Origin of the sequence: Flavobacterium sp. EDS, from assembly GCF_020991525.1 — a bacterium.
Taxonomy (GTDB): domain Bacteria; phylum Bacteroidota; class Bacteroidia; order Flavobacteriales; family Flavobacteriaceae; genus Flavobacterium.
In genome coordinates, this window is the sequence record NZ_JAJMOZ010000004.1 from 40,729 (window position 1) to 66,125 (window position 25,397).

Consider the following 25,397-nt stretch of genomic DNA (forward strand, 5'->3'; position numbering starts at 1 on the left):
TTTTGAGATTTGTGTTTTATTTAAAATAATTATCGAATTACAACGTTTTCGTTTATAGAAAGCGTTGTTTTTTATTTTTATCAAATTTATTACTAAGTTAAAAGTTCTATATTTGTTATTCTTTCAAAAAAAACTAAAAACTTACCTTAATGAAAACTTTAAAAGATTTTGATTTTAAGAATAAAAAAGCAATAATTCGTGTTGATTTTAACGTGCCATTAGACGAAAATTTTAATGTTACAGATGCAACTCGTATCGAAGCAGCAAAGCCTACAATTGATGCAATTTTAGCACAAGGCGGAAGCGTGATTTTAATGTCACACTTAGGAAGACCAAAAGGAGTTGAAGAAAAATACTCTTTGAAACATATTTTAAAAACAGCTTCAGAGATCTTAGGTGTTCCTGTACAGTTTGCTGCAAATTGTGTTGGAGATGTTGCCAAAGATGCTGCTGCTAATTTAAAACCAGGCGAAGTATTATTACTAGAAAATTTACGTTTTCATGCCGAAGAAGAAGCAGGAGATGTTGCTTTTGCAAAAGAATTAGCATCATTAGGAGATATCTACGTAAACGATGCCTTCGGAACAGCACATAGAGCACATGCTTCAACAACAATAATTGCCCAATTTTTCCCTAACGAAAAATGTTTTGGAACATTATTGGCCAAAGAAATAGAAAGCTTAAATAAAGTACTTAAAAATAGTGAAAAACCTGTTACAGCAGTTCTAGGTGGATCTAAAGTTTCTTCGAAAATTACTGTTATCGAAAATATTTTAGACAAAGTTGACCATATGATTATTGGAGGAGGAATGACATTTACCTTCATTAAAGCACAAGGCGGTAAAGTAGGAAATTCTATTTGTGAAGATGACAAATTAGAATTGGCACTTGAAATTTTGAGATTAGCTAAAGAAAAAGGAGTTCAAATTCATATTCCAGTTGATGTTATTGCTGCAGATGATTTTTCTAATACAGCAAATACACAAGTAGTAGATGTGTATGCAATACCTGATGGATGGCAAGGTCTGGATGCAGGTCCTAAATCATTGGCAAACTTTGAAAAAGTAATCATGGATTCAAAAACGATCTTATGGAATGGACCATTAGGAGTTTTTGAAATGGAATCTTTTGCTAAAGGAACAATTGCTTTAGGTGATTATATCGCTGCATCAACAGCAAATGGAGCTTTCTCATTAGTAGGAGGAGGAGATTCAGTTGCAGCTGTAAAACAATTTGGTTTCGAAGAAAAAATGAGTTACGTTTCTACCGGAGGTGGAGCAATGTTAGAAATGCTAGAAGGTAAAGTTTTACCTGGAATAGCAGCTATTTTAGACTAACTATCTCATTTTTAACACTTTTTAAAGAGTATTTTAGATTGTTGTTATTAAGTTTGCAAATAATGGCATTATAATTGTTTGAAATATAGCCAGTAGAAATATACATTATGATTGTAAAAAATACCACATTATCAGTACTCCTGTTATCCACAATGGGCTTGTTTGCACAAGAAGTTGCACAAACAAATACCCTTGTAAAACCGGAAATCAAAATTTCGTATTTAGATTCAGTTAAGAAATCATTCGTAAAAGATGAATATGCAAGTCGCGTAGATAGTCTTTGGATGAAAGAATTAGTGAGTTTAGACATTTATGAAGATTTATCAAAAGATATCCAAACTTTAAATACAGATGCAAAGGTAGATTATGAATTGCCAACAGAGTTGCTAAAACAACGATTGGCGGCAATGAACGAGAAATCGCCCTTTAATATTCAGTATAATCAAGGGTTGGAAAATATTATAAAGTCGTTCTTAAAAAATCGTAAAAAATCATTTTCACGATTAATGGCTTTATCAGAATATTATTTTCCGATGTTCGAAGAAGCATTTGCTAAACAGAACGTTCCTTTAGAAATAAAATATTTAGCCGTTGTAGAATCTGCTTTAAATCCTAAAGCAGTTTCTAAAATGGGAGCCACAGGACTTTGGCAGTTTATGTATCATACAGGTAAGCAGTACAATTTAAAAATTGATTCGTTTATCGATGAGCGTAGTGATCCTTTAAAAGCATCAGCTGCAGCAGCCGATTATATGTCGAAGATGTTTAATATTTTTGGCGATTGGGAGCTGGTTTTGGCATCTTACAATTCAGGTCCTGGAAACGTATCAAAAGCGATTCGTCGGTCAGGAGGGAAGAAAACGTATTGGGACATTCGCAGTCACTTACCAAAAGAAACACAAGGATATGTTCCTGCTTTTTTAGCAACAATGTACCTTTATGAATACCACAATGAGCACGGAATAAATCCAGATAGAGCTGTTGTACAACATTTTGAAACAGACACTATACGGATTAAAGAGAAGATGACATTCAAACAAATCTCAAGTTTGTTAGATGTTCCCGAAGCACAATTGCAACTTCTAAATCCTTCGTATAAACTTAATGTAGTTCCATTTTATCAAGATGAAGACCATTTCTTGAGGTTACCAAAAGAAAAAGCTTCAGTATTTGCTTCAAATGAAGATAAGATTTATGCTTACCTTAATTATGAATCAAATCCAAAAATAAATCAAGTTCAAACATCAATTGCATCTGCAAAAGTTGCTTCGCCTAGAGCAACACAAACAGTTATCTCAAAAACACAACTTTATAAAGTTCGTTCAGGAGATAATTTAGGTGCAATTGCAAGTAAATACAATGTTTCAATTGTTCAGTTGAAGAAATGGAATAATCTAAAGAGCAATTCAATTGCTTTAGGTAGAAATTTAAAAATTATTTCGGAAACTAAAATTATCAAGAAAGACATTAACGAAGTAAAATTAGCACCTGCTGTTGATAAAAAACGTACAGAAGAAGCAATTGCTAGTGTTGAAGATAAAAATTCAAAAGACGTACAATCATCACTTTATGTGGTGCAAGCAGGAGATAACTTGAGTAGTATTGCAAGAAAACTGAATGTTTCGGTAGCAGACTTAAAAGACTGGAATGGATTGACAGCCGAGAATATGGATATAGTAACTCCAATGAAAAAGTTAGTTATTCATTCAAAAGCAGAAGAATCAGAGGATGCTCCAGAAATTTTAGTTGCATCAAACAACATCGATACATTTAAGAAAAAATCTGCAACTGCAAAAAATAGTGGAGTTGATTATTATGTTAAAAAAGGAGATTCGTTATATAGCATCGCCAAAAAATATCCAGGAGTAACTATTTCGGATATTAAAAAATGGAATGATATAGAAAACGGAGACATTAAACCCGGAATGAAACTCAAAATAAACGGATAATCAAAAATTGTATATAAATTTGGGTTTTATTTCAGAACTTAACTAAAAATTAAAAATGAATAAAACCCATTTTTTATTGCTTATAATTCCATTTTTGTTATTCTCATGTCTAAAAAAGAATGAGAGGATACATCAGCACAAGAATAGCAGTAAGATAAACACAATCTCGGTTATTATAGATGATCAGTTGTGGTATGGAGAAGTAGGAGATAGCATCCGAAATAAATTTGCTTCACCAGTTGTTGGGCTCATCCAAGAAGAGCCTTTATTTACCATAAATCAATATCCAGCCAAATTACTTGAAGGTTTTATGACCGATGGGCGAAATATTATTGTGGTAAAAAAATCAAATGTCAATAAATTCGAAATTACAAAAAATGTATACACATCACCTCAGAATGTGTTTCGAATATCGGGAAAATCAGTTTCAGATATTATAAATGCATTTGAAATACACACCCCACAGATAATTCGAATTATTAGGGAAACTGAAATTGCTCAGTGCCAAAAAATTAACAGTAAATCATTGTTGAATCCTGACATTCTTAATAATAAGTTTCATATCAAGTTAGATGTTCCAACTGCATATCAATACGTATTGCATAAACGTAATTTTATTTGGCTAAAAAAAGAAATGGCAAGTGGTAGCACTAGTTTACTCATTTATCAAGTTCCGATAAATAATATCACCAATAGCTCAAATATTGTGGGCAATATAGTAAGGATGCGAGATTCGGTAGGAAGATATATTAAAGGCAGAGAACCCAATACCCGAATGATAACAGAAGAAGCATATGCACCTTATTTTTCTAAAATCATTCTTGATGGAAAAACAGCTTATGAAACCAGAGGGACTTGGGATTTAAGGAATGACTTTATGACTGGCCCATTCATCAATTACGCAATTATTGATAAAGCCTATAATCGAATATTAGTTCTTGAGGGATTTTGTTATTCTCCTTCGCATGAAGAACGAGATTCAATGTTAGAACTTGAAGCAATTATTAAATCGGTTAAAATTAACAACCGATAATATTCTTTATTATAAAACTACATTATATTATTACAGATGAAACCAAATTGGAAAATAAAGCCTTTTGAGGCATTAACTGTTCATGAATTATATGATACTCTAAAATTAAGAAGTGAAGTCTTTGTAGTGGAGCAAAACTGTGTTTATTTGGATATTGATGGCAAAGACAAACTCGCTTTGCACCTAATGGGCGAGTATGAAGGTAAAATTGTGGCACACGCACGCCTCTTTGATGCTGGAATTAGTTTTGATAACGCTTCTATAGGAAGAGTAGTTGTAAGCCCGGATTATCGTGATAAAAAATGGGGACATGATTTAATGACAGAAGCAATTGCAGGGATTAAAACTCATTTTGGTAAAACCGATATAACTATTGGAGCGCAATTATATTTGAAAAAATTCTATGAAAGCCATGGTTTTATACAAACCAGCGAAATGTATCTGGAAGACGATATTCCGCATATAGAAATGGTGAGAAAGTAGTTTTTAAAAGAGTAGTTTTGTGATTGTTTCTATAACCAATCTCTTAAGTCAATTATGAATAAAATTACTCTTTTAGCTTTATTGCTTTTTTATAATTTCGGTTCTTCACAAACATCAAAAACGAATTTTACCTTAGAGATTCGTAAAGTCACAGATTACCCTTTTAATCCTGTTATTTCTGACAAGATAAATGACAAGATAGTTTTCAAAAAAGAATATCAATTTCTGGATTCTTTAAATTTTCACAGCATCAACTACATGTCTTTTGATAATCTTAAACTTAGAGGGTTTTTAATAGAGCCCAAAAAGAAAGGAGTGTATCCTGTTTTAATATATAATCGTGGTGGTAATGGTAATTTTGGCGCAGTAAAATCAGGATTTTTAACAGAGTTTCTTAGCAAAATTGCTAATGAAGGTTATATTGTTATTGGTTCCCAGCTCCGTGGTACATCAGTAAGTGAGGGAGAAGATGAATTTGGTGGTAAAGATGTTAATGATGTTTTAAGCCTTTTTGATATTATAGATCAATTGCCTAATGCTGACAAAAAGAGAATTGGAGTTTTTGGCTGGAGTCGTGGTGTGATGACCAATTTCTTGATGCTAAAGAAAACCAATCGCATAAAAACCAATATTGCAATTGCGGGACAAGCCGATTTATACCAAACAAAGCGACCTGAGATGTTTGGTGTTTACAGAGAAAGAATTCCCGGTTATGCCAAGGATTCTGTTACAGCCCTAAAATCACGTTCTAGTTTGCTGGCCATCGATTCAATTCAGAATAAAAACGTTTCGCATTTTATTATTCAAGGTAATAAAGATGTGAAAGTTGATGTTAATAATGCTTTTGCTTTTTATTCTAAATTAGATTCAAAAGGATATACTACACGTTTACTAGTTTATGAAAATGAAGGACACGATTTAGAAGTTGTAAATGATAATTTATTAGATCAAATAGCAGATTGGTTAAAAAGATATTTGTAACCTGAGTTGATCAATCAAACGTAAATTTTTAATAGAAATTCTGTTCCTACAAGGTTTCAAAAACCTTTTGATGCATTAATTGTTCATGAACTATTGATACTCTAAAATTAAGAAGCGAAGTCTTTGTAGTGGAGCAAAACTGTGTTTATTTGGATTGATGGCAAAGACAAACTCGCTTTGCGCCTAATGGGCGAGTATGAAGGTAAAATTGTGGCACACGCACGTCTTTTTGATGCTGAATTAGTTTTGATAACGCTTCTATTGGAAGGGTAGTGAGTAGCTGTAAGTCCGGATTATCGGGATAAAAAATGAGGACATGATTTAATGACAGAAGCAATTGCAGGGATTAACCTCCATTTTGGTGAAACCTATATCACTGTTGGAGCGCAATTATAGTTGAAAAAATTCTATGAAAGCCATGGTTTTATACAAACTAATGAGATGTATCTGGAAGATGATATCCCGCATATTGAAATGATTAAAAGTTAATTGCGAATATTTTTTTTGGCTTTGTCCAAACATTCAAATTAAATAGCCGATTAGTAAAAATGACATTTATAGGATATATTTGTTTCTGTAAGAATATAGAAACAATTTAAATTTAATAAATGAGCATCCTTAGATATTTTATAATAGCTTCATTTTCGTGTTTTGTTATGCATGCACAAAGCGGAGAAGATTTCCATTTGCAAAAAGCAGGGTTTGATAAAATATCCCTGAAGTCAAAGAACGATACAATTGTCTTTTTGATATCTAAAAGCGATTCTAAAGTGCCAAAGCCTACAATTTTGTTTATTCAAGGTTCATTGCCTCTGCCAGTAATTTTTTATGATCAAGAAGTATCTAATTCTCTGATTCCGTTTAGTATTAAGGAGTATTCTGAAAAATTTAATTTTATCATTATTGCAAGAAAAGGAATTCCTTTAATCGGTAGCTACGATAAAGATGCAAACGGTTATCTAGATTCAAACGGAGAAGTACCTCTAGAGTATATAAAAAACAATAATTTAGGATACAGAGTTAGTCAGGTACAATCGGTTATAAACTATTTATATGGTGATAAAACGACCATAAAAGATTCCATCTTTGTTATCGGACATTCTGAAGGTTACAGAGTAGCGTGTAAACTAGCAGAGAATAATACAAAAATTGCAAAACTAGTTTGTATGTCGGCAGATCCCTTTAATAGAGTAACCGAGAGCATTTTGCGTGAGCGAGTTAAGGGTTTTGGAATAAATAATGATGAAGCTTCTCAATTAGAAATTGATAAATTAATTGATGATTACAAAAACATTCCTGCAAATAAAATAGCGTTTAAGGATAATGTAAATTTTAATAACTGGTTGAGTTATAACGAAAATATGAGTTATGAGAGCCTACGAAAATTTAAAAATCCAATATTGGTTGTGTATGGATCGGCCGATATAGGTTCAGCACACAATGATTTACTACCTTTCTTATTACCAAAAAGCAATATAAAACTCAAAGCTTATCCTAACTATAGCCATAATTATGAAAAGAAAGAATTTGATGCTAACGGAAATCCTTTAGAGGATAGCTATCATTGGGATGAAGTATTTAAAGATATAGTTAATTGGCTCACTTTATAATAATGAAAATTAACTAGTTAAGTATAATTGATTTTAGGGTATAGACTTGTACTTCCAAAAAAAAATGCAAAAAGAAAAACATTCCTTTTTGCATTTTTTTATAAAATCTATTTTTATTGAATTACATTTTTAAGATTGACTTATATTCCGTTTGATTGTTCAAAACCCCAACGGCCTTTTTAATCTCAGAGTTGTTTTTAATATAGTATTGATACAAACCTTCTTGGTATTGGTATCTTTTTATTAGTTCTTCTAAAATCAAATTCTTGATTTCTTTTTGATTCTTGTCAAGTAAAGTAGTCTCACTTTTTTCAAGGGCATTCAATAATTGCTGATATTCTGAAGTAATCGTTTCGTCTATTTTTTCTTTTTTGGCAGCAGCCAAAGTATTCTTTAATGCTGTTTCAGTTTCAGTATCAAAAGTGATTTTATTCGTTTTTAAAAACTGTTTAAAGTTACTATAATCAGCATCGGTTAGAGTAGGGATCTGAGTTCCAAGATTTGGATTTTTATAATAGTAACTTGTTGCATAGTCGAAAATACCGTTGTTTTTTAATAAAGCATTGGTGATTGCACTTAATTTAGCGTCGTCTAATTCAATATCAGGCATAACTCCACCACCATCATAAACGGTTCTGCCTTTTCTGGTTTTAAAAGCATTAAAGTTTTTAGCATCCGTTTTTGTAGCTACACCATTTTTGTCTTTATGAGCATAGTCTAGGGCCTGAATGCAGCGCCCAGAAGGAGTATAGTAACGTGAAATAGTTACTTTTAGCTGAGTTCCGTAAGTAAGATCAACAGAACGTTGTACCAAACCCTTTCCAAAACTGCGACTTCCAAGAACAACAGCACGATCTAAATCTTGTAATGCTCCCGAAACAATTTCTGATGCCGAGGCACTTCTTCCGTTAACCAAAATTGCCAATGGAATTTGTGTGTCTATAGGCTCTTTGGTTGTTTTGTAGGTATTGTTATGTTTTTCGATTCTTGATTTTGTAGTTACAATAACTTCGTTTTTCGGAACAAAAAGGTTGCATATGTTTACAGCTTCGTTAAGAAGCCCGCCTGGATTTCCTCTCAAATCCAAAACAATCTGAGTAGCACCATCACGTTTAAGTTGTTCTAATGCATTTTGTGTTTCGGCAGAAGCTTTACGGCTAAAATGAGCCAAAACAATATATCCTGTTTTTGAGTCAATCATTCCATAGAAAGGAACCGATTTGATATCTATTTCATCTAGAATAATATTAGTAGTATTGGTTTTTCCTTGGCGTATATATTTAATGGCAATTTTGGTGTTTTTAGCCCCTTTTAGCAATTGCGAAGCATCATCTTTGAAATCAGCAATTAACACATCACCAATCTGAATGATTTCGTCACCAGCTTTAAGTCCCGCTTTATCGGCAGGATAATCTTTATATTGTTCTTTTATAATTAATCGATCGGCTTTGCGAGTAATTATAGCACCAATTCCAGTATATTCCCCAGTATTATTGATTTTAAAATTGATAACATCCTGTTCGTTAAAGTAAACCGTGTAAGGATCTAAACTCCCCAACATGCTTTTAACGGCTTTGTCCATTAAATCACCAGGATTGGTTTCGTCTACATAATTGGTGTTAACAGCTTTAAATAAGGTTGTGAAGATTTCTATTTGTTTGGCAATTTCAAAGAAGTCATCTTTGAAACTGGTTCCAATGAATAAAAACGCAGCTGCAACAATAGGAATTATAATTTTTTTTTTGAAAAACGTGACCATGTTTGTGATTTATCTTAAATTTCAGAGTACTAAAATAAGAATAATTCAGCAACATTAATGCGGGTCAGTAAGGAAACACGATTTATGGAGTTAAAAACTATTGAATAGTATCGTTTTGTAAATCTGTTTTAGCTTCAGTTTCAGGTTTTGGGTTTACTTGAAGTAAAAATTTTTCAAACAATTGAATCGTTTTGGTGTTGATTTCGTCATAAGACAGCCTGTCTTTTGTTTGATAAAAAAGCATAAACGAATAGGGTTTGTCTAAATTGTCAAGTAAAATGTGTTTGTTTAATCGGTAAGTTTCACGTAAAACACGTTTGAAGTAATTGCGGTCAACTGCTTTCTTGAAATATTTTTTAGATGTCGAAACACCCATTTTTATTTTCTCATCTTGCTTTATATCACCTGAGTAATAAACTAAGCGCAACGGATATTTAGAAACTGATTTCCCTTCAGAAAAGAGTAGTCCAATTGTTGTTTTGCTTTTTAGGCGTTCTTTTTTTGGGTAAGTAAAGCTCATTTTTTGATTTTGAAAAAACTGTGAATTATGTAACAAAGGTACAATTTAACAACAAACCTATTATTATTTGCGATTTAATTAGCGCTAAAAATATATTTATTACTTTTGCACCTAATTTTTTAAGCATGCAAAAACTAATTTCGTACCCTATATCCGTTGTTTATTATTTGTGTTTTGGATTTTGTCTAGCAATTTTCCATCCAATTCAATGGGTTTGTCTTAATGTTTTTGGCTACCAGGCGCATAAAAAAAGTGTTGATTACCTTAATTTCTTTTTGGTAAAATGCACCAACCTCATTGGGACAACCTATAAATTTGAGAATAGAGAACTGATTCCTGAGGGGGTTCCTATTATTTTTGTTTCAAATCACCAAAGCATGTACGATATTGTAGCAATGATTTGGTATTTACGCCGTTTTCATTGTAAATTTGTAAGTAAGAAGGAGTTAGGTTCAGGGATACCAAGTGTGTCTTATAATTTACGTCATGGGGGTTCAGTCCTAATTGACAGAAAAGATCCTAAACAAGCCATTCCAGCAATTAAAGGATTGTCTGAATATATAGAAAAATACAATCGTTCTGCTGTAATTTTTCCTGAAGGTACTCGAAGTAAAACTGGTAAACCTAAGGAATTTGCTCAAAGCGGTTTGAAAATATTATGCAAATATGCACCATCAGCATATGTTGTACCAGTTAGTATTAATAACTCATGGAAAATGGTAAAATTTGGCTTTTTTCCCGTGGGTTTAGGAAATCATCTTACCTTTACCATTCATAAACCGTTAGCAGTGAAAGATTATGATTTTGCAACGATAATGGAAAAGTCGGAAAAGGCTGTAGTAGAAGGAGTTAAAATTTAAATTATATAAAATGTCTATAAAGAACATTCGATTAGAAGTAATGCAGTTTTTAGAGAAAAACGTAGACAGCTTCGTTGAACAGTATTTAATACCTGTTGAAAAGATTTGGCAACCGTCAGATTTTTTACCTAATTCTGAAAAAGATACTTTTTTTGAAGAAGTAAAAGAACTACGCGAAATAGCTAAGGATTTACCATACGATTTTTGGGTAACTTTAGTTGGTGATACTATTACTGAAGAGGCTTTGCCTACTTATGAATCTTGGTTAATGGATGTAGAAGGCATCAATCAAGTTGAAAATGGTGGAAACGGTTGGTCTAAATGGATCAGACAATGGACGGGTGAAGAAAACCGCCATGGTGATTTACTAAACAAATATTTGTATTTGTCTGGTCGTGTAAACATGCGCGAAATAGAAATGACTACCCAGCATTTAATCAACGATGGTTTTGATATCGGAACAGGAACAGATCCATACAAGAACTTTGTTTATACTAGTTTCCAAGAGCTTGCAACTTATGTTTCGCATAACAGAGTGGCACAAATGGCTAAGAAATATGGTGATAACAAATTGTCTAAAATGTGTAAAATGATTGCTGGTGACGAAATGCGTCATCATCATGCATATAGCGAATTTGTTAACCGTATTTTTCAAGTAGATCCAAGCGAAATGATGCTTGCTTTTCAATATATGATGAAAGCAAAAATCGTTATGCCTGCACACTTCTTGAGAGAATCTGGACAAAAAATAAGTTCTGCTTTTGAGCAATTCTCTGACTCAGCACAACGTATAGGTGTTTACACAGCTAGTGATTATGTTGATATCATGCAAAAGTTAATTGATAAATGGGAAATTGATAAAATCGGTGGACTTACAGATGAAGCTGAAAAAGCCCGTGATTATTTAATGAAGTTACCAGGAAGAATGGCTAAGATTTCTGAAAGATTAGTTATTCCTCAAGAATCACATATCTTTAAATGGGTTGAACCAGCAAGACTTTAAATTTAAGATTTCTGAGTTTAGATTTAAAATTGAATTTTGACTTTGAAAAAATATAAATATTTATGTTGATTGTTAAGGTTTTCAAGACTTTGACAATCAACATTTTTTATTTAAAATGAGGATTTAGAGCTAAATCTACCCTATTTAAATCCACTTAATCAATAAAATCTGTTTGCTTTTTTTAGTTTTGTAAAGAAGCATTAATTAAATACATGAATATGAATAATTCTGACTTAATAAACAAAACAATCATTTTTGTAAAAGATAAGCTAAATGATGCCGAAGGAGGGCATGATTGGTTTCATATTGAACGAGTATATAAAAATGCACTTTTAATTGCTAAAAACACTCCTTGTGATAGCACAGTGGTAAAATTAGGGGCTTTGTTGCATGATATTGCCGATAGTAAGTTTCATAACGGAGATGAGACTATCGGACCCAAAACAGCACGTTTGTTTCTGGAATCAGAACATGTCTCAGAAGAGATTATAGCACATGTCGTAAAGATCATCGAAAACATATCGTATAAAGGAGGTAATTTTGAGAAAAAATTTACTTCTACAGAATTAGATATTGTGCAAGATGCAGATCGCTTGGATGCTATTGGTGCTATTGGAGTAGCAAGAGCATTTCATTATGGAGGATATAAAGATAGAACCATTTATGATCCTAGTATTGCACCGATTACCAATATGACAAAAGAAGAATATAAAAAGAATAATGCACCGACAATTAATCATTTCTATGAGAAATTATTGTTGCTGAAAGATAAAATGAATACAGAAACCGGAAAACAAATCGCAGACGAAAGACATCGATTTATGGAAACATTCCTTTCACAATTTTACGCAGAGTGGGAAGGGGTGAAGTAGTATTCCGTTTTTAGCCACAGTTACAAGTTGCAACAATCAGAAGTGTTATCCAGAGCAGAGTCAAAGGACAGACTCAGTTTTGGGTAAAAAAAAATAGGCTGTTCACTAATGAAACAACCTATTTTCTTGTGTAAATATGATATTACCAGATTTTTACTCTTTTCTCTGGTTCTAGATACATTTTATCTCCTTTTTTAATAGAAAATGCTTCGTAAAACGTGTCCATGTTTTGGATTGGCACATATGCACGATACATTCCTGGAGAGTGTGGATCTGTTTTTACTTGATTTTTCAAAGCTTCATCACGGCTTTTGGTTCTCCAAACTGTTGCCCATGATATAAAGAAACGTTGCTCTGGAGTATATCCATCAATTAATCCTGGATTTCCATTCGCTTTTAAATACAATTGTAATCCGTCGTAAGCAGCATTTACTCCACCTAAATCACCTATGTTTTCTCCCAATGTAAACTTACCATCTACATGAATTCCTGGAAGTGGCTCTAATGCGCTATATTGATTCGCAAGTGCGTCTCCTAATTTTGTAAATTCTTTCAAATCATTTTCAGTCCACCAATCAACAAGATTTCCTTCTGCATTGTAACGCGCCCCTGAATCATCAAATCCATGAGAAATCTCATGTCCGATTACTGCTCCGATTCCACCATAATTTACAGCTTCATCTGCTTCATAATTATAAAATGGGGGTTGCAATATTGCCGCTGGAAATACAATTTCGTTATACGATGGATTGTAATATGCATTTACAGTTTGTGGTGACATTCCCCATTCTGTTTTATCTACTGGTTTATTCAAATCTGAAAGTCCTTTTTCAAAACTCCATTTAGAATAACTTCTCATGTTATCAAAATAGCTTCCTCCTTCTGGCAGACTTTTAACTTGTAAAGCCGAATAATCTATCCATTTGTCTGGATAACCAATTTTAATTGTAATCTTATTTAACTTCTCGATTGCTTTAACTTTAGTTTCAGCAGACATCCAAGTTAGATTGTTTATTCTGTTTTGGTATGCTAAAATTACATTTTGGATCATTTTTTGAGCTTTTACTTTCGCTTCAGCTGGAAATAATTTCTCTACATATAATTTTCCTAATGCTTCTCCGATAGTTTGGTTTACTACCTGAAGCGCTCTTTCTTCACGTGGACGTTGCTTAATTGCTCCTGTTAAAGTTTTTCCGTAAAAATCAAAATTTGCTACTTCAATTTCTGTAGATAATTGTGATGCTGTTGCTCTCAACAAGTACCATTTCATATATTCCTTCCAAGCACCAACATTATTTTCTTTAAAAATAGTTTCTAAAGCTTTCATGTATCTTGGTTGTAATACGATAACTGTATCTACTTTAGCCATTCCGATTCCTGAAAGGTAATTTTTCCAGTTAATGGTTGGTGTCATTTTTTGCAAATCAGCAATTGAAGTCGGATTGTATTGTAATCTGCTATCTCTGCGTTCTACTCTATCTAATCTTGGTTTAGACATTTCGATTTCTAATGCTAATATTTTTTCAGCATTTTGTTTAGCAACCGCAGGAGTTTCTCCCACATATTGCAACATTCTAGCTACATGAAGTACATATTTTTCACGTTTTTCTTTTGAGTCTTTATCCTCAGCTGTGTAGTAGTCTTTGTCTGGTAAGCCTAATCCACCTAAACCAAGACTAACTGAATTTTTAGTACTGTTTTTATCATCAGCACTTACATAAACTCCAAAAAAACCAATTCCGCCAATAGGTTCTATTTCCGTTAAGAACTTCTCTAAATCAGCAACATTTTTTATTGCATCGATTTTTTTAAGATATGGTTTTAAAGGCGCAATTCCTTGTTTGTTTCTTCCAACCGTATCTAGTATTGTGTTAAAAAGACTGATCGCTTTTCCTTGATCTGTATTTGATTTATATTTTGGATTTTTCGATGCTTCTTTTAAAATAGCCAATGAATTTGCATCTGTCTTCTTCAGCAACTCATTAAAACTTCCCCAAGTTGTCCTATCGCTAGGAATCTCCGTTTTGGCCAACCAAGTTCCATTTACATAACGGAAAAAATCTTCACTTGGCTTAACATTCTTATCCATTAAAGAGATGTCAATACCTGATACTGAAGGTGTCTGACTTTGTGCCTGACACATTGCAAATCCTAACATTGCAGGAATTGCAAATAGCAAATTCTTACTATTGTGTTTTTTCATTTTTAAATAAGGTTTTATAGTTTCACAAACTTATTGTTATTATTTTGAATAAAATGTTGTTTTTTGTTAGATTTAAGCTTGCAACTAGATTGGTCTAAATTTAAAAAAAATGTTACAGATTTAGAATAAAACTTATAAGTAAAGTAATTTCATGATAGTAATTCAAATTAATTTCTGAATATTTACATCATAAAATCATCAGTACGTGAGAGCTAAAATCCAGCAGGCCTTTTCTAATAAAGTTGAATCAATTGGTTTACCGATTCTCGCTTTGTGTTGGGTGAGTTTTTTTTGGGGAACAACATGGCTAGCATCAAAAGAAGGTGTTAAGCATATGCCAGCTTTACAACTGGCAACTATCAGACAATTTATTGGTGGAATTTTATATGTTGGTTACTTTATACTCAAAAAAGAACCTTGGCCTAAAGGGAAACAATGGCAAACAATTTTAGTTTTGAGTATCTTAAATTTTGTTTGTAGTAACGGGTTAAGTACTTGGGGTGTAAAATATATCAGTAGTGGTTTGGGTGCAATTATTGGCGCAATTTTCCCAATATGGATTGTTGTTATTTGCTTTTTTAAAGGCGAACGAATTGCTAAACTAGCTGTGGCTGGAATTTTAATATGTTTCGCCGGGGTTTGCATTATTTTTATCGACCATCTTGCCGATTTTATTAATCCTGAATTTCAATTCGGAATCTTTTTATCTGTAGCTTCAACTGTAACTTGGGCATTTGGAATTTTGCATACCATGAAAAAAGCATCCAGCTTTAATCCTTATTTTAGTTTAGGGTTGCAAATGCTTATTTCGAGTTTTATTCTTTTTGGTGTAACCGAAGTAACTGGAACGAATATGCCTTTGGATAAAATCCCAGCTTCGTCTTGGTGGTCAATTGCTTATTTGGTTATTATTGGATCTGTTTTAACTTTTATTGCTTTTATATATACGCTACAACATTTACCAAAAGAAGTTAGTAGCATTTATGCTTATATCAATCCAATTGTTGCAATATTATTGGGCTTCATTCTTTTTAACGAAACACTTACCCTTGCCATTGTAATTGGTGTTTTAGTAACTTTAATTGGTTTGTATCTCGTAAATTCTTCCATTCGGAAGATAAAGAAATAGACTTTTTAGATTATTTAGACTGGCATAGACTTTTAGACTTCTTAGATATTGGCATTTATGAAAAATGGATTTTAGGCAAAACACATAATACTTAAATAAAAAACGGCTGTCTTTAATAAGGCAGCCGTTTTTTGTATATTATTTTACCAAATTTTAACTCGTTTTGATGGTTCGATATACATACCATCTCCTGGTTTTATTGAGAATGCTTCATAAAAAGCATCTACATTTTGTAACGGTACATAAGCACGGTACATTCCTGGAGAGTGTGGATCTGTTTTAACCTGACTTTTTATTGCTTCATCACGGCTTTTGGTTCTCCAAACTGTTGCCCATGATATAAAGAAACGTTGCTCAGGAGTAAATCCATCTATTAATCCTGGATTTCCATTCGCTTTTAAATACAATTGTAATCCGTCGTATGCAGCATTTATACCACCTAAATCACCAATGTTTTCTCCTAATGTAAACTTTCCATCTACATGAATTCCTGGTAAAGGCTCTAATGCGCTATATTGATTTGCCAGTGCTGTTCCTAAAGCTGTAAATTGCTTTAAATCATCTGCAGTCCACCAATCAACTAGGTTTCCATCTGCGTTGTAACGTGCTCCTGAATCATCAAAACCATGAGAAATTTCATGTCCAATTACAGCACCGATTCCACCGTAATTTACTGCTTCATCAGCTTGATAATTGTAGAAAGGAGGTTGCAAAATAGCCGCTGGGAATACGATCTCGTTATAGGATGGGTTGTAATATGCATTTACTGTTTGTGGTGACATTCCCCATACCGTTTTATCAACTGGCTGTTTGTATTTAGAAATGTTATCATTATAGCTCCATTTAGCTAGGTTAAGGCTATTGTCAAAATAACTTCCTCCCTCTTTTACATCTTTAATAACTAAGGCACTATAATCTTTCCATTTGTCAGGGTAACCAATCTTTATTGCAATTTTATTAAGTTTTTCAATTGCTTTTGTTTTAGTTGCTGCTGACATCCAAGGCAAATTAGTAATACGATTTTGGTATGCCAAAACTATATTCTGAATCATTTTCTCCGCTTTTACTTTTGCTTCAGCAGGAAACATTTTTTCAACATACAATTTCCCTAAAGATTCTCCGACAACTTGGTTTATCACCTGAAGTGCTCTTTCTTCACTTGGGCGTTGTTTCATTGCTCCTGTTAATGTTTTTCCATAGAAATCAAAACTAGCATCTTCTATTTCTGTAGTTAACTGGGAAGTTGCTCTATTTAAAGCACACCATTTTAAGTATTCTTTCCAAGCAGCAACTTTGTTTTCGGTAAAAATTGTTTGTAACGCTTTCATGTAACGAGGTTGTGTTACAATAATCGTATCTGCTTTTGCCATTCCAATACCTGCAAGATATTTATCCCATTGGATAGCTGGGGTCATCTTTTTAAGATCCGCAACTGCAGTTGGATTATATTGTAATCTTCCATCTCTACGCTCAACACGGTCTAATCTTGGAGCCGACATAGCAGTCTCTAAAGCCAAAATTTGTGCAGCACTCTCTTTAGCCTTTTGTGGAGACTCACCTATAAACTGCAACATTCTTGCAATATGAAGCTCATACTTAGCACGCTTCTCTTTAGAGTCTTTATCTTCAGATACATAATAATCTTTGTCAGACAAACCTAATCTGCCAACACTTAAACTAACAGTATTTATTTTACTGTTCTTTTTGTCTGCACTAACATAAATTCCAAAAAAACCTGCCCCTCCTAAAGGTTCCATTTCTATTAAGAAATTCTGTAAATCTGCTACATTTTTGATAGCGTCTATTTTAGTCAAATAAGGTTTTAGTGGTTTAATTCCCTGCTTATTTCTTCCAATAGTATCTAAGATTGTATTAAAAAGCGCAATTGCTTTTCCTTGCTCTGTACTTGATTTGTACTTTTGACTTTTTGAAGCTTCCTTTAAAATAGCCAAAGCATCGTCATCTGTCTTCTGACGTAGTTCATTAAAGCTTCCCCATGAATTTCTATCACTTGGAATTTCTGTTTTATCTAACCAAGTTCCGTTTACATAACGAAAGAAATCTTGACTTGGCTTAACACTTTTGTCCATTAAAGAAACATCAATACCTGATGCTTTGGGCGCCACATTTTGCGCTTGAGACATTGAAAATCCTAACACTGCAGGAATAGCAAACAATAAATGCTTATTAATTTGTTTTTTCATAATTTGTTTTGGTTTAGTATTCACAAACGTATTGCTATTTTTTTGAATAAAAACAAGATTTTTATTTTCAAAACTTAAAATTGCTAATTATTCAATAAAAATAAAACAGTAAAACACTTACAATAAAAAAGCGCATCCTATAATTTGGTTAAAAAAAACAATGTTACCTTATTTAAATAGAGGTTTTTGTACTTTTGCACCAAATTATTTTTATGAAATCTTTACTCTACAAATACAGGAAATTTTTCTTGGTATTATTCGTATTTTCTGCTGTTACAATTTCATTGTTCTATTCTGCATTAAAACCTAGTAAAACATTACCTATTTATAATCCAACCGATGTAAATCCGGAACTGGTTGATAGCACCATGCAATACAAAAGCAAATATCATACAATTGCTGATTTCTCTTTTGTAAATCAGAACGGAGATACAATTACTCAAAAAGATTATGATGGAAAAATATATGTAGCCGATTTCTTTTTTACAACTTGTGGTTCTATCTGTCCAAAAATGACAGCTAATTTGGCCGATGTTCAAAAAGCGGTTTTAAATAATCCAAAAGTAAAGTTACTTTCACATACTGTGTTTCCTGAAACGGATAGTGTTCCTGTTCTAAAAGCATATGCTATAAAAAATGGTGTCATTGACAGCAAATGGAATCTTGTTACTGGTGACAAAAAAGAAATTTACACCATGGCTAGAAAGTCATATTTGGCTGTAAAACTGGGAAGACCTGATCAATTATACGATATGGTGCATACTGAGAACTTTATTTTAGTAGATCAAAAAAGACGCGTTCGTGGTTTTTACGACGGAACCAAAAAGGAAGATATTCAAAAACTAATAGAAGATATTAACTTTTTATCTGCTGAATAAGTTTTCCAATTTAAAATTCCTTTCAAAAGAGTTAATTCCCTGAATAAACGATTTTCATTTAACTTTTAATGAATCTGATTTCATATGTGAATTATATCTTAAAACATTGAAACCGTAGGATAAAACGACCTTAAATAAATATTAAATGATTAATATTGCAATATTAATTCAATCTAAATAAACTTGAAACACTCTATCCACTCCCTTAAAAAAGGCGAAAAAGCCACTATCAAAGAATTTGATATTGATCTCGTTCCGTTGAAATTATTAGAAATGGGTTGCTTACCAGGTAACATGGTCGAATTACTTCAAATTGCTCCATTTGGAGGTCCTTTATATTTGAATATTAATGGTTCACACGTAGCTATTCGAATAGAAACAGCACGTGTAATTGAAGTAGAAATAATCAAATAGAATTTGCAATGAGTATCCAAAATATAAATGTAGCCTTAATAGGTAATCCAAATACGGGAAAAACTTCGGTATTTAATCAATTAACAGGTCTTAATCAACAAGTAGGAAACTATCCAGGAATTACTGTTGAGAAAAAAATGGGCTTCTGTAAATTACCCAACAATATCAAAGCTAACATTCTTGACTTACCAGGAACATATAGTTTAAATGCCAGCTCTATCGATGAGAACATGGTTATTGAACTTTTGTTGAACAAAAACGACAAATTATATCCAGATGTAGCATTGGTTGTTACTGATGTTGAGAATCTAAAACGAAACTTACTTCTTTATACTCAAATAAAAGACCTTGAAATTCCAACAATATTAGTTATTAATATGGCTGATAGAATGCAATCTAAAGGAATTACTCTAGATATTCCATATCTTGAAGAACATTTAAAGACAAAAATTGCTTTGATCAGTTCTCGCAAAGGACAGGGAATCGAAGAGCTTAAGAATATAATTGTTGACTACAAAAACATTCCGACTGAACCGTGCTTAAACGCATCGGTTATTGACCCGGAGTATTTTAAAAGCTTGCAACATGCTTTTCCTAATCAACTATTGTACAAATTATGGTTGGTAATTACTCAAGATGTTAACTTTTTAAATCTTGATAGAAACGAAGTCAGAAGTACCTTTACTAAATCGCACTCTGAGTTAAAACGTTTGCAACAAAAAGAGACAATTAAGAGATATCAATTTATAAATGATGTTTTAAAAGAAGGATTAAAAGTAGACCATACAATAGCTACAGATTTCCGTGCGAAACTAGACCGCATATTAACTCATAAAGTATGGGGTTATGCTGTGTTTTTTGCCATACTGTTTATTATATTTCAAGCTATATTTCAATGGGCGGCTATACCAATGGATTTTATCGATGGTACATTTGCATCATTAAGTACATTAGCTTCTGAAAGATTACCAAGTGGAATCTTAACCGATTTAATTTCTCAGGGGATTATCCCCGGAATTGGTGGAATCTTGATATTTATTCCACAAATTGCGTTCTTATTCCTTTTCATTTCTATACTTGAAGAAAGTGGATATATGAGTCGTGTTGTTTTCCTTATGGATAAGATCATGCGTAAATTTGGATTATCAGGGAAGAGTGTGGTTCCATTAATTTCTGGGACAGCATGCGCAATTCCTGCAATTATGGCAACTCGTAATATCGAAAACTGGAAAGAGCGATTAATCACTATTTTAGTTACGCCATTTACTACCTGCTCGGCTAGATTGCCTGTTTATACAATTATCATTTCATTAGTAATTCCTGATGAACGCCTTTTTGGATTCCTTAACTTACAAGGATTAACCTTGATGTTATTGTATCTTCTAGGTTTTGGAATGGCAATTCTGTCTGCTTATGTTTTAAATAAAATACTGAAAATAAAGAACAAAACGTATTTTGTAGTTGAAATGCCAAGCTATAAGACACCTTTATTTAAAAATGTTGCTATTAATGTAGTCGAAAAAACAAAAGCGTTTGTTTTTGGTGCAGGTAAGATAATCTTGGCAATATCTGTTGTTTTATGGTTTTTAGCCTCGTACGGACCCGGAAAGAACTTTAATGAAGCGGAAGCCATTGTAACAGAAAGACACAAAGACAAGCCTCTAGATGAATTTGAATATGAAGAAGCTGTTGCATCTCAAAAAATAGAGAACTCTTATATTGGAATAATGGGTAAAACCATCGAGCCTGTAATCTCTCCTTTAGGATACGACTGGAAAATTGGTATTGCAATCATAAGTTCTTTTGCTGCCAGAGAAGTATTTGTAGGGACACTAGCAACCATTTACAGCGTAGGTGGCACTGATGATGAAGCTACTATAAAAAGTAAAATGCAAGAAGAAATTAATCCTCAAACTGGTGAAAAAATCTTCAATTTTGCTTCAGGAATCTCGTTACTGTTGTTTTATGCATTTGCATTACAATGTGCAAGTACAATTGCAATTACCAAAAAGGAAACAAACTCATGGAAATGGCCAATAGTTCAGCTAGTATTAATGAGCGGATTAGCTTATATTACGGCTTTGGTTGCTTATCAATTCTTAAAATAATGCATTATGGTACAAGAAATTATAGCTTTTGCAATTTTAGCAATAGCGATTGTCTTCTTAATTCGTAAATTTTTCTGGAAGCCAAAAAACAAAAAAAACTGTGGAGACAATGACTGTGGTTGTCATTAAGAATAGGTGCTGAGGTACTAAGATTAAAAAGACACTAAGAAACAAAGGTTCAAAAGGTTGCTCTGTTTATGTATAAACGTGGCAACCTTTTGAACCTTTTTAATTTTATCTAATTGCAACTTTACTTCCCCTGTTCAGATTCCAAGGGCGTACGATGCTTCGACAGAGTTTATCCTAAGTGAAGCCGAATGGACTTAGCCTGACATATAATCACATTATGGAAAAGCTATATTATTAGACGCACTGTGCGGTACGCCTATACGGGAAATCTCTGCGTCTTTGAACCTTTCTCTTAAACCAACTTTACAAATAGGTTTGAAGCTATTTTATTAGAAATAGTCAGTTCTTTTTCGTTTACTTTAATTTTTAGAGACAAATCGAAGCTTTCTTTTGATAGACATTCAATTTTTGAGCCTAAAGCTATTCCTTGTTTATCGAGATATTGCAAAAACTCTGATGAGGTATCTTTTACCCCTACACAAATACCAATTTGCTTTTCATTAAGTTCTGAAAGCAATTGTTTTTCGACTTTAACAATTCGGCCTTGAGCATCAGGAATTGGATCTCCGTGCGGATCTTCGGTCGGATTACCCAAAAAATCATCTAGCTTATTAATTAATTGCTCAGATTTGATATGCTCCAATTGTTCTGCAATATCATGAACCTCATCCCAAGAGAAATCAAGTTTATCAACCAAAAACACTTCCCATAAACGGTGTTTACGAACAATCATTTTAGCAGCAAGTTTTCCGTTTTCAGTAAGCGAAACTCCTTGGTATTTTTTATAGTTAATCAAATCCTTTTCGGATAATTTCTTAAGCATATCTGTAACCGATGATGCTTTAGTTTCCATCATTTCGGCAATAGCATTGGTACTAACCTCAGCTTCAGAAGAAGTGGTTAAATGATAAATAGCTTTTAAGTAGTTTTCTTCTGAGAAGGTCATTTTTTTAAGGTTCTAAGGCACAAAGACACAAAGGTTCTAAGGGTTTCTTTAGATTTTAAAAATCTTAGAGCCTTAGAATCTCAGTAACTCAGCAACTTTATTTAACAATAAACAAAGGTATCGAAATTTTATGACGCAATTTGTCTACTGTCGTTCCAAAAATTAAATCTTTGAAGCCCGTATGTCCGTGCGTTCCCATAACCAAAATATCAAAACTTCCTTTGTTTACAATGATCGGAATAATATTGTTTGGTTTACCAAATCCTAGTTCTGTTTCTATTTTAAATCCTTTTGCAGTAAGCATTTCTTTGTATTCTAATAATAGTTTTTCATCAATTGTTGTTTCATGATCATCAACATTTTGACCATACATAAGAGCTCCAACCGTTTCTACTACATGAATTAAAGTATAGTTCCCATCTATTCCTCCTAACTCAAAAGCACTATTGATTGCAGCCTCGTCGGCATTAGAGAAATCAACAGAAATAGCAATGTTCTTTTTACTATATCCTTCTTTTACAGAAAATCGTAATGCAAGGTTATGAGGGGAATGGTTTTGTATATCAGATTTTGCTCGAGCAATAAAAGGTTTAAAAACAATATAAAGCAATAAAACTAAAAAGGCAATAGCCAAAGGCACCACAGTAACCCAAAGTACGATTGGATTCTCAGAGGCTTCTAACCAACCACTTATTTCATCGTAAACTAATTTTCCGTTTAGCGACACAATAATCAAAGCAATAATCCACGCTGTTACCTGTGTTAATCTACTAATATGAAACCCTTTCATCTTTGTTTTATCACTCACAAAATGGATCAATGGTATAATTGCAAATCCTAATTGTAAACTCAGGATTACCTGACTCAAAATCAGTAGTTTTCCTGTTACACTTTCGCCATAAATCATAATGACTACTACTGCAGGAACAATAGCAATTAGACGTGTTATGATTCGACGAACCCAAGGTTGGATTCTTAAATTTAAATAGCCTTCCATAACAATTTGACCCGCTAAAGTTCCAGTTATTGTTGAACTCTGCCCCGCAGCAATTAAAGCCACTGCAAAGAGAATTGGCGCCCATTTGGTTCCTAAAAGTGGTTCTAAAAACTGATGCGCATCTTGAATCTCTGCAACTTCAAACATTCCATTTCGATGAAATGTGGCCGCGGCAAGAATCAAGATAGCCGCGTTTACAAAAAAGGCAAGATTAAGAGCAATCGTTGAATCTATCAGATTGTATTTTAATGCCTGTTTGATTCCTGCTGGGCTTCTATCAAATTTTCTAGTTTGTACCAAAGAAGAATGTAGGTATAAATTATGGGGCATTACTGTTGCTCCGATAATACCGATTGCAATATATAAAGCTGCAGAATTAGGAAGTGATGGGATCAATCCATACATTACCTTATCTAGTTCAGGTTCAGCAAAAATCATTTCGAAAACAAAAGAAAAACCAATAATTGCAACCAAGACGATGATAAAAGCTTCCATTTTTCGAATGCCTTTATTAATCAAGAAAAGCAATAAAAAAGTATCTAATACAGTAATTAAAACCCCTTCAATAAGCGGAATATCAAATAATAGATTAATACCAATTGCCATTCCCAATACCTCAGCAAGATCACAAGCTGCAATGGCAACTTCGGCAAGAATGTATAATATATAATTGATGAATTTAGAATAGGTTTCTCTTGAAGCTTGTGCTAAATCACGTTGTGTTACAATTCCTAATCTAGCACTAAGACTTTGTAATAACAAAGCCATTAAGTTACTCATTAACAAAACCCAAAGTAAGGCATATCCAAACTGGCTTCCACCCGCAATATCAGTCGCCCAGTTTCCTGGATCCATATATCCAACGCTAACTAAATAAGCTGGACCAAGAAAAGCTAATATTTTTCTAAAAACAGATTTTTTATTTTGCGTTTGAACCGATTGGTTAACTTCTTCTAAAGATTTAGTCATTTCATAAAGATTATTAAAGCAAATATACACAAAAATTGCATTGCTCAAATATTATTTTTAGTCTTGTCTAAATGTTAAAAAAAATTATAAACAATTCGGACACAATCCCGAAAGAGTAAAATTTACATCGTTAACCTTGTAATTACGGGGGATTATATAGCTTGGTTGCACGTTTTCCATACAAGTAACTTTTAAACATTTTTCACAACTAAAATGTACATGATTGTGAATATGCACATGATTTTCATGATGGCATTTAGCATATTTAATAGTTCCATCAAGATTTACGATTTTATGAATGACATCTTCATTGACCAAACGGTCTAAAATTCTATAAATCGTAACCCGATCACATAAGTCCTGAGTCAATTTATGAATCTCTGAATGAGATAATGCCGAATCTGAATTGGTAATTAAATCTAAGATGGCTCCTTTGGCCACGGTATTACGGGTAACTTTCATGAATAAAATATTAACGCAACCATGTTGCATTTGAAATAATTTTCTATATTTGCAACATAATTGCATTAAGCTAATATACACAATATGAAGACAAAAACAACTTTTAATTGGGATTTTTTAGGGATTTCTAGCGCAACGATATGCCTCGTACATTGTTTAGTATTTCCTATATTAACAATACTTCCGCTTGGCATAACCCATAATCCTACAATCGATTTACTTTTTGCATCCATCGGTTTTTTTGCAGTCATAAAAATAGTAAAAAAAGCGACTCTACTTGTTAGTAGCATTCTGGTTTTATCAATAACACTAATTTTCATAAGTATAATTATAGAAATTATATTAGATGTTCACACCTACCTAATCTTTATTGGGGGAATTGGGATGATAGTTGGTCATTTTATAAATTACCTAGGTCATAAAAAACAAGAACAAAATACTGCAGGAAATTAAAATAATCTTTGTGCCCAAAATAATGTTACTGATTATCTAAAAAGGTAGCTTTTAAACACAAACCCATTCCCTAAACCTAGAAATATTTCGCAATTCTA

22 protein-coding genes are annotated in these 25,397 nt (G+C 32.8%); 15 read left to right on the plus strand and 7 right to left on the minus strand.

Translation table 11 applies throughout. The features are described 5' to 3' along the window. The first annotated feature begins 149 nt into the window (after positions 1 to 149). From LPB87_RS07385 to LPB87_RS07415, 6 genes are all read left to right on the plus strand, one after another. Positions 150 to 1,337 (plus strand): phosphoglycerate kinase, encoded by a 1,188-nt coding sequence (locus tag LPB87_RS07385; RefSeq protein ID WP_230605485.1) that lies wholly within the window; start codon positions 150 to 152, stop codon positions 1,335 to 1,337. Between the two features lie 107 nt (positions 1,338 to 1,444). Next, positions 1,445 to 3,286, plus strand: coding sequence for a LysM peptidoglycan-binding domain-containing protein (locus LPB87_RS07390; RefSeq protein ID WP_230605486.1), 1,842 nt, complete (start codon positions 1,445 to 1,447; stop codon positions 3,284 to 3,286). Between the two features lie 55 nt (positions 3,287 to 3,341). After that, positions 3,342 to 4,319: a DUF4837 family protein gene (locus LPB87_RS07395; protein WP_129540280.1), complete on the plus strand. Its 978-nt coding sequence runs from the start codon at positions 3,342 to 3,344 to the stop codon at positions 4,317 to 4,319. Positions 4,320 to 4,355: 36 nt separating this feature from the next. After that, a complete protein-coding gene (locus LPB87_RS07400; protein ID WP_129540279.1) occupies positions 4,356 to 4,802 on the plus strand; it encodes a GNAT family N-acetyltransferase in 447 nt (148 codons plus the stop codon). A 54-nt stretch (positions 4,803 to 4,856) separates the two neighbouring features. Next, positions 4,857 to 5,783: a prolyl oligopeptidase family serine peptidase gene (locus tag LPB87_RS07405; RefSeq protein ID WP_230605487.1), complete on the plus strand. Its 927-nt coding sequence runs from the start codon at positions 4,857 to 4,859 to the stop codon at positions 5,781 to 5,783. Between the two features lie 608 nt (positions 5,784 to 6,391). Continuing rightward, entirely contained in the window at positions 6,392 to 7,393 is a 1,002-nt protein-coding gene (locus LPB87_RS07415) for a hypothetical protein (protein ID WP_230605488.1), read from the plus strand. Positions 7,394 to 7,514: 121 nt separating this feature from the next. Here the strand turns inward: LPB87_RS07415 and LPB87_RS07420 are convergent, their stop codons facing one another. Then, positions 7,515 to 9,152, minus strand: coding sequence for a S41 family peptidase (locus LPB87_RS07420; protein WP_230605489.1), 1,638 nt, complete (start codon positions 9,150 to 9,152; stop codon positions 7,515 to 7,517). Between the two features lie 97 nt (positions 9,153 to 9,249). After that, positions 9,250 to 9,672 (minus strand): ribonuclease P protein component, encoded by a 423-nt coding sequence (locus LPB87_RS07425; protein ID WP_129540274.1) that lies wholly within the window; start codon positions 9,670 to 9,672, stop codon positions 9,250 to 9,252. Positions 9,673 to 9,797: 125 nt separating this feature from the next. On the opposite strand from LPB87_RS07425, the gene LPB87_RS07430 reads away from it, so the two are divergent. The 3 genes from LPB87_RS07430 to LPB87_RS07440 all read left to right on the plus strand — a co-directional run bounded on the left by LPB87_RS07430 (position 9,798) and on the right by LPB87_RS07440 (position 12,407). Continuing rightward, entirely contained in the window at positions 9,798 to 10,532 is a 735-nt protein-coding gene (locus LPB87_RS07430; protein WP_129540273.1) for a lysophospholipid acyltransferase family protein, read from the plus strand. Positions 10,533 to 10,542: 10 nt separating this feature from the next. After that, positions 10,543 to 11,535, plus strand: a complete 993-nt coding sequence (locus tag LPB87_RS07435; RefSeq protein ID WP_129540272.1) for an acyl-ACP desaturase — start codon at positions 10,543 to 10,545, stop codon at positions 11,533 to 11,535. Positions 11,536 to 11,753: 218 nt separating this feature from the next. After that, positions 11,754 to 12,407: an HD domain-containing protein gene (locus tag LPB87_RS07440; RefSeq protein WP_230605490.1), complete on the plus strand. Its 654-nt coding sequence runs from the start codon at positions 11,754 to 11,756 to the stop codon at positions 12,405 to 12,407. Positions 12,408 to 12,549: 142 nt separating this feature from the next. Here the strand turns inward: LPB87_RS07440 and LPB87_RS07445 are convergent, their stop codons facing one another. Further along, positions 12,550 to 14,610: a M13 family metallopeptidase gene (locus LPB87_RS07445; RefSeq protein WP_129540270.1), complete on the minus strand. Its 2,061-nt coding sequence runs from the start codon at positions 14,608 to 14,610 to the stop codon at positions 12,550 to 12,552. A gap of 205 nt (positions 14,611 to 14,815) precedes the next feature. On the opposite strand from LPB87_RS07445, the gene LPB87_RS07450 reads away from it, so the two are divergent. Next, complete coding sequence (locus LPB87_RS07450; RefSeq protein ID WP_230605491.1) at positions 14,816 to 15,739, plus strand: EamA family transporter; 924 nt, start codon at positions 14,816 to 14,818, stop codon at positions 15,737 to 15,739. Positions 15,740 to 15,882: 143 nt separating this feature from the next. On the opposite strand, the gene LPB87_RS07455 is transcribed toward LPB87_RS07450, so the two are convergent. Then, the gene (locus LPB87_RS07455) at positions 15,883 to 17,943 is read right to left on the minus strand and encodes a M13 family metallopeptidase (RefSeq protein WP_230605492.1); all 2,061 of its coding nucleotides are present in this window, start codon (positions 17,941 to 17,943) and stop codon (positions 15,883 to 15,885) included. A gap of 212 nt (positions 17,944 to 18,155) precedes the next feature. Here LPB87_RS07455 and LPB87_RS07460 point away from each other — a divergent pair, with 212 nt between their 5' ends. The 4 genes from LPB87_RS07460 (at position 18,156) to LPB87_RS07475 (ending at position 21,472) form a co-directional block, all read left to right on the plus strand. Beyond that, positions 18,156 to 18,821 carry an SCO family protein gene (locus tag LPB87_RS07460; protein ID WP_129540267.1) on the plus strand — a complete coding sequence of 222 codons (666 nt, stop codon included), beginning with the start codon at positions 18,156 to 18,158 and terminating at the stop codon, positions 18,819 to 18,821. Positions 18,822 to 19,004: 183 nt separating this feature from the next. Then, a complete protein-coding gene (locus LPB87_RS07465) occupies positions 19,005 to 19,235 on the plus strand; it encodes a FeoA family protein (RefSeq protein ID WP_129540266.1) in 231 nt (76 codons plus the stop codon). Positions 19,236 to 19,243: 8 nt separating this feature from the next. Continuing rightward, positions 19,244 to 21,343 (plus strand): ferrous iron transport protein B, encoded by a 2,100-nt coding sequence (gene feoB / locus LPB87_RS07470; RefSeq protein ID WP_230605493.1) that lies wholly within the window; start codon positions 19,244 to 19,246, stop codon positions 21,341 to 21,343. Positions 21,344 to 21,349: 6 nt separating this feature from the next. Continuing rightward, positions 21,350 to 21,472: a FeoB-associated Cys-rich membrane protein gene (locus tag LPB87_RS07475; protein ID WP_230605494.1), complete on the plus strand. Its 123-nt coding sequence runs from the start codon at positions 21,350 to 21,352 to the stop codon at positions 21,470 to 21,472. A gap of 292 nt (positions 21,473 to 21,764) precedes the next feature. Here the strand turns inward: LPB87_RS07475 and LPB87_RS07480 are convergent, their stop codons facing one another. From LPB87_RS07480 to LPB87_RS07490, 3 genes are all read right to left on the minus strand, one after another. Beyond that, positions 21,765 to 22,418: a metal-dependent transcriptional regulator gene (locus tag LPB87_RS07480; protein ID WP_230605495.1), complete on the minus strand. Its 654-nt coding sequence runs from the start codon at positions 22,416 to 22,418 to the stop codon at positions 21,765 to 21,767. Between the two features lie 97 nt (positions 22,419 to 22,515). Further along, a complete protein-coding gene (locus LPB87_RS07485; protein WP_230605496.1) occupies positions 22,516 to 24,384 on the minus strand; it encodes an Nramp family divalent metal transporter in 1,869 nt (622 codons plus the stop codon). An 84-nt stretch (positions 24,385 to 24,468) separates the two neighbouring features. Beyond that, a complete protein-coding gene (locus tag LPB87_RS07490) occupies positions 24,469 to 24,846 on the minus strand; it encodes a Fur family transcriptional regulator (protein WP_230605497.1) in 378 nt (125 codons plus the stop codon). 84 nt (positions 24,847 to 24,930) lie between these two features. Here LPB87_RS07490 and LPB87_RS07495 point away from each other — a divergent pair, with 84 nt between their 5' ends. Beyond that, positions 24,931 to 25,299, plus strand: coding sequence for a MerC domain-containing protein (locus tag LPB87_RS07495; protein ID WP_230605498.1), 369 nt, complete (start codon positions 24,931 to 24,933; stop codon positions 25,297 to 25,299). Positions 25,300 to 25,397 lie beyond the last annotated feature (98 nt).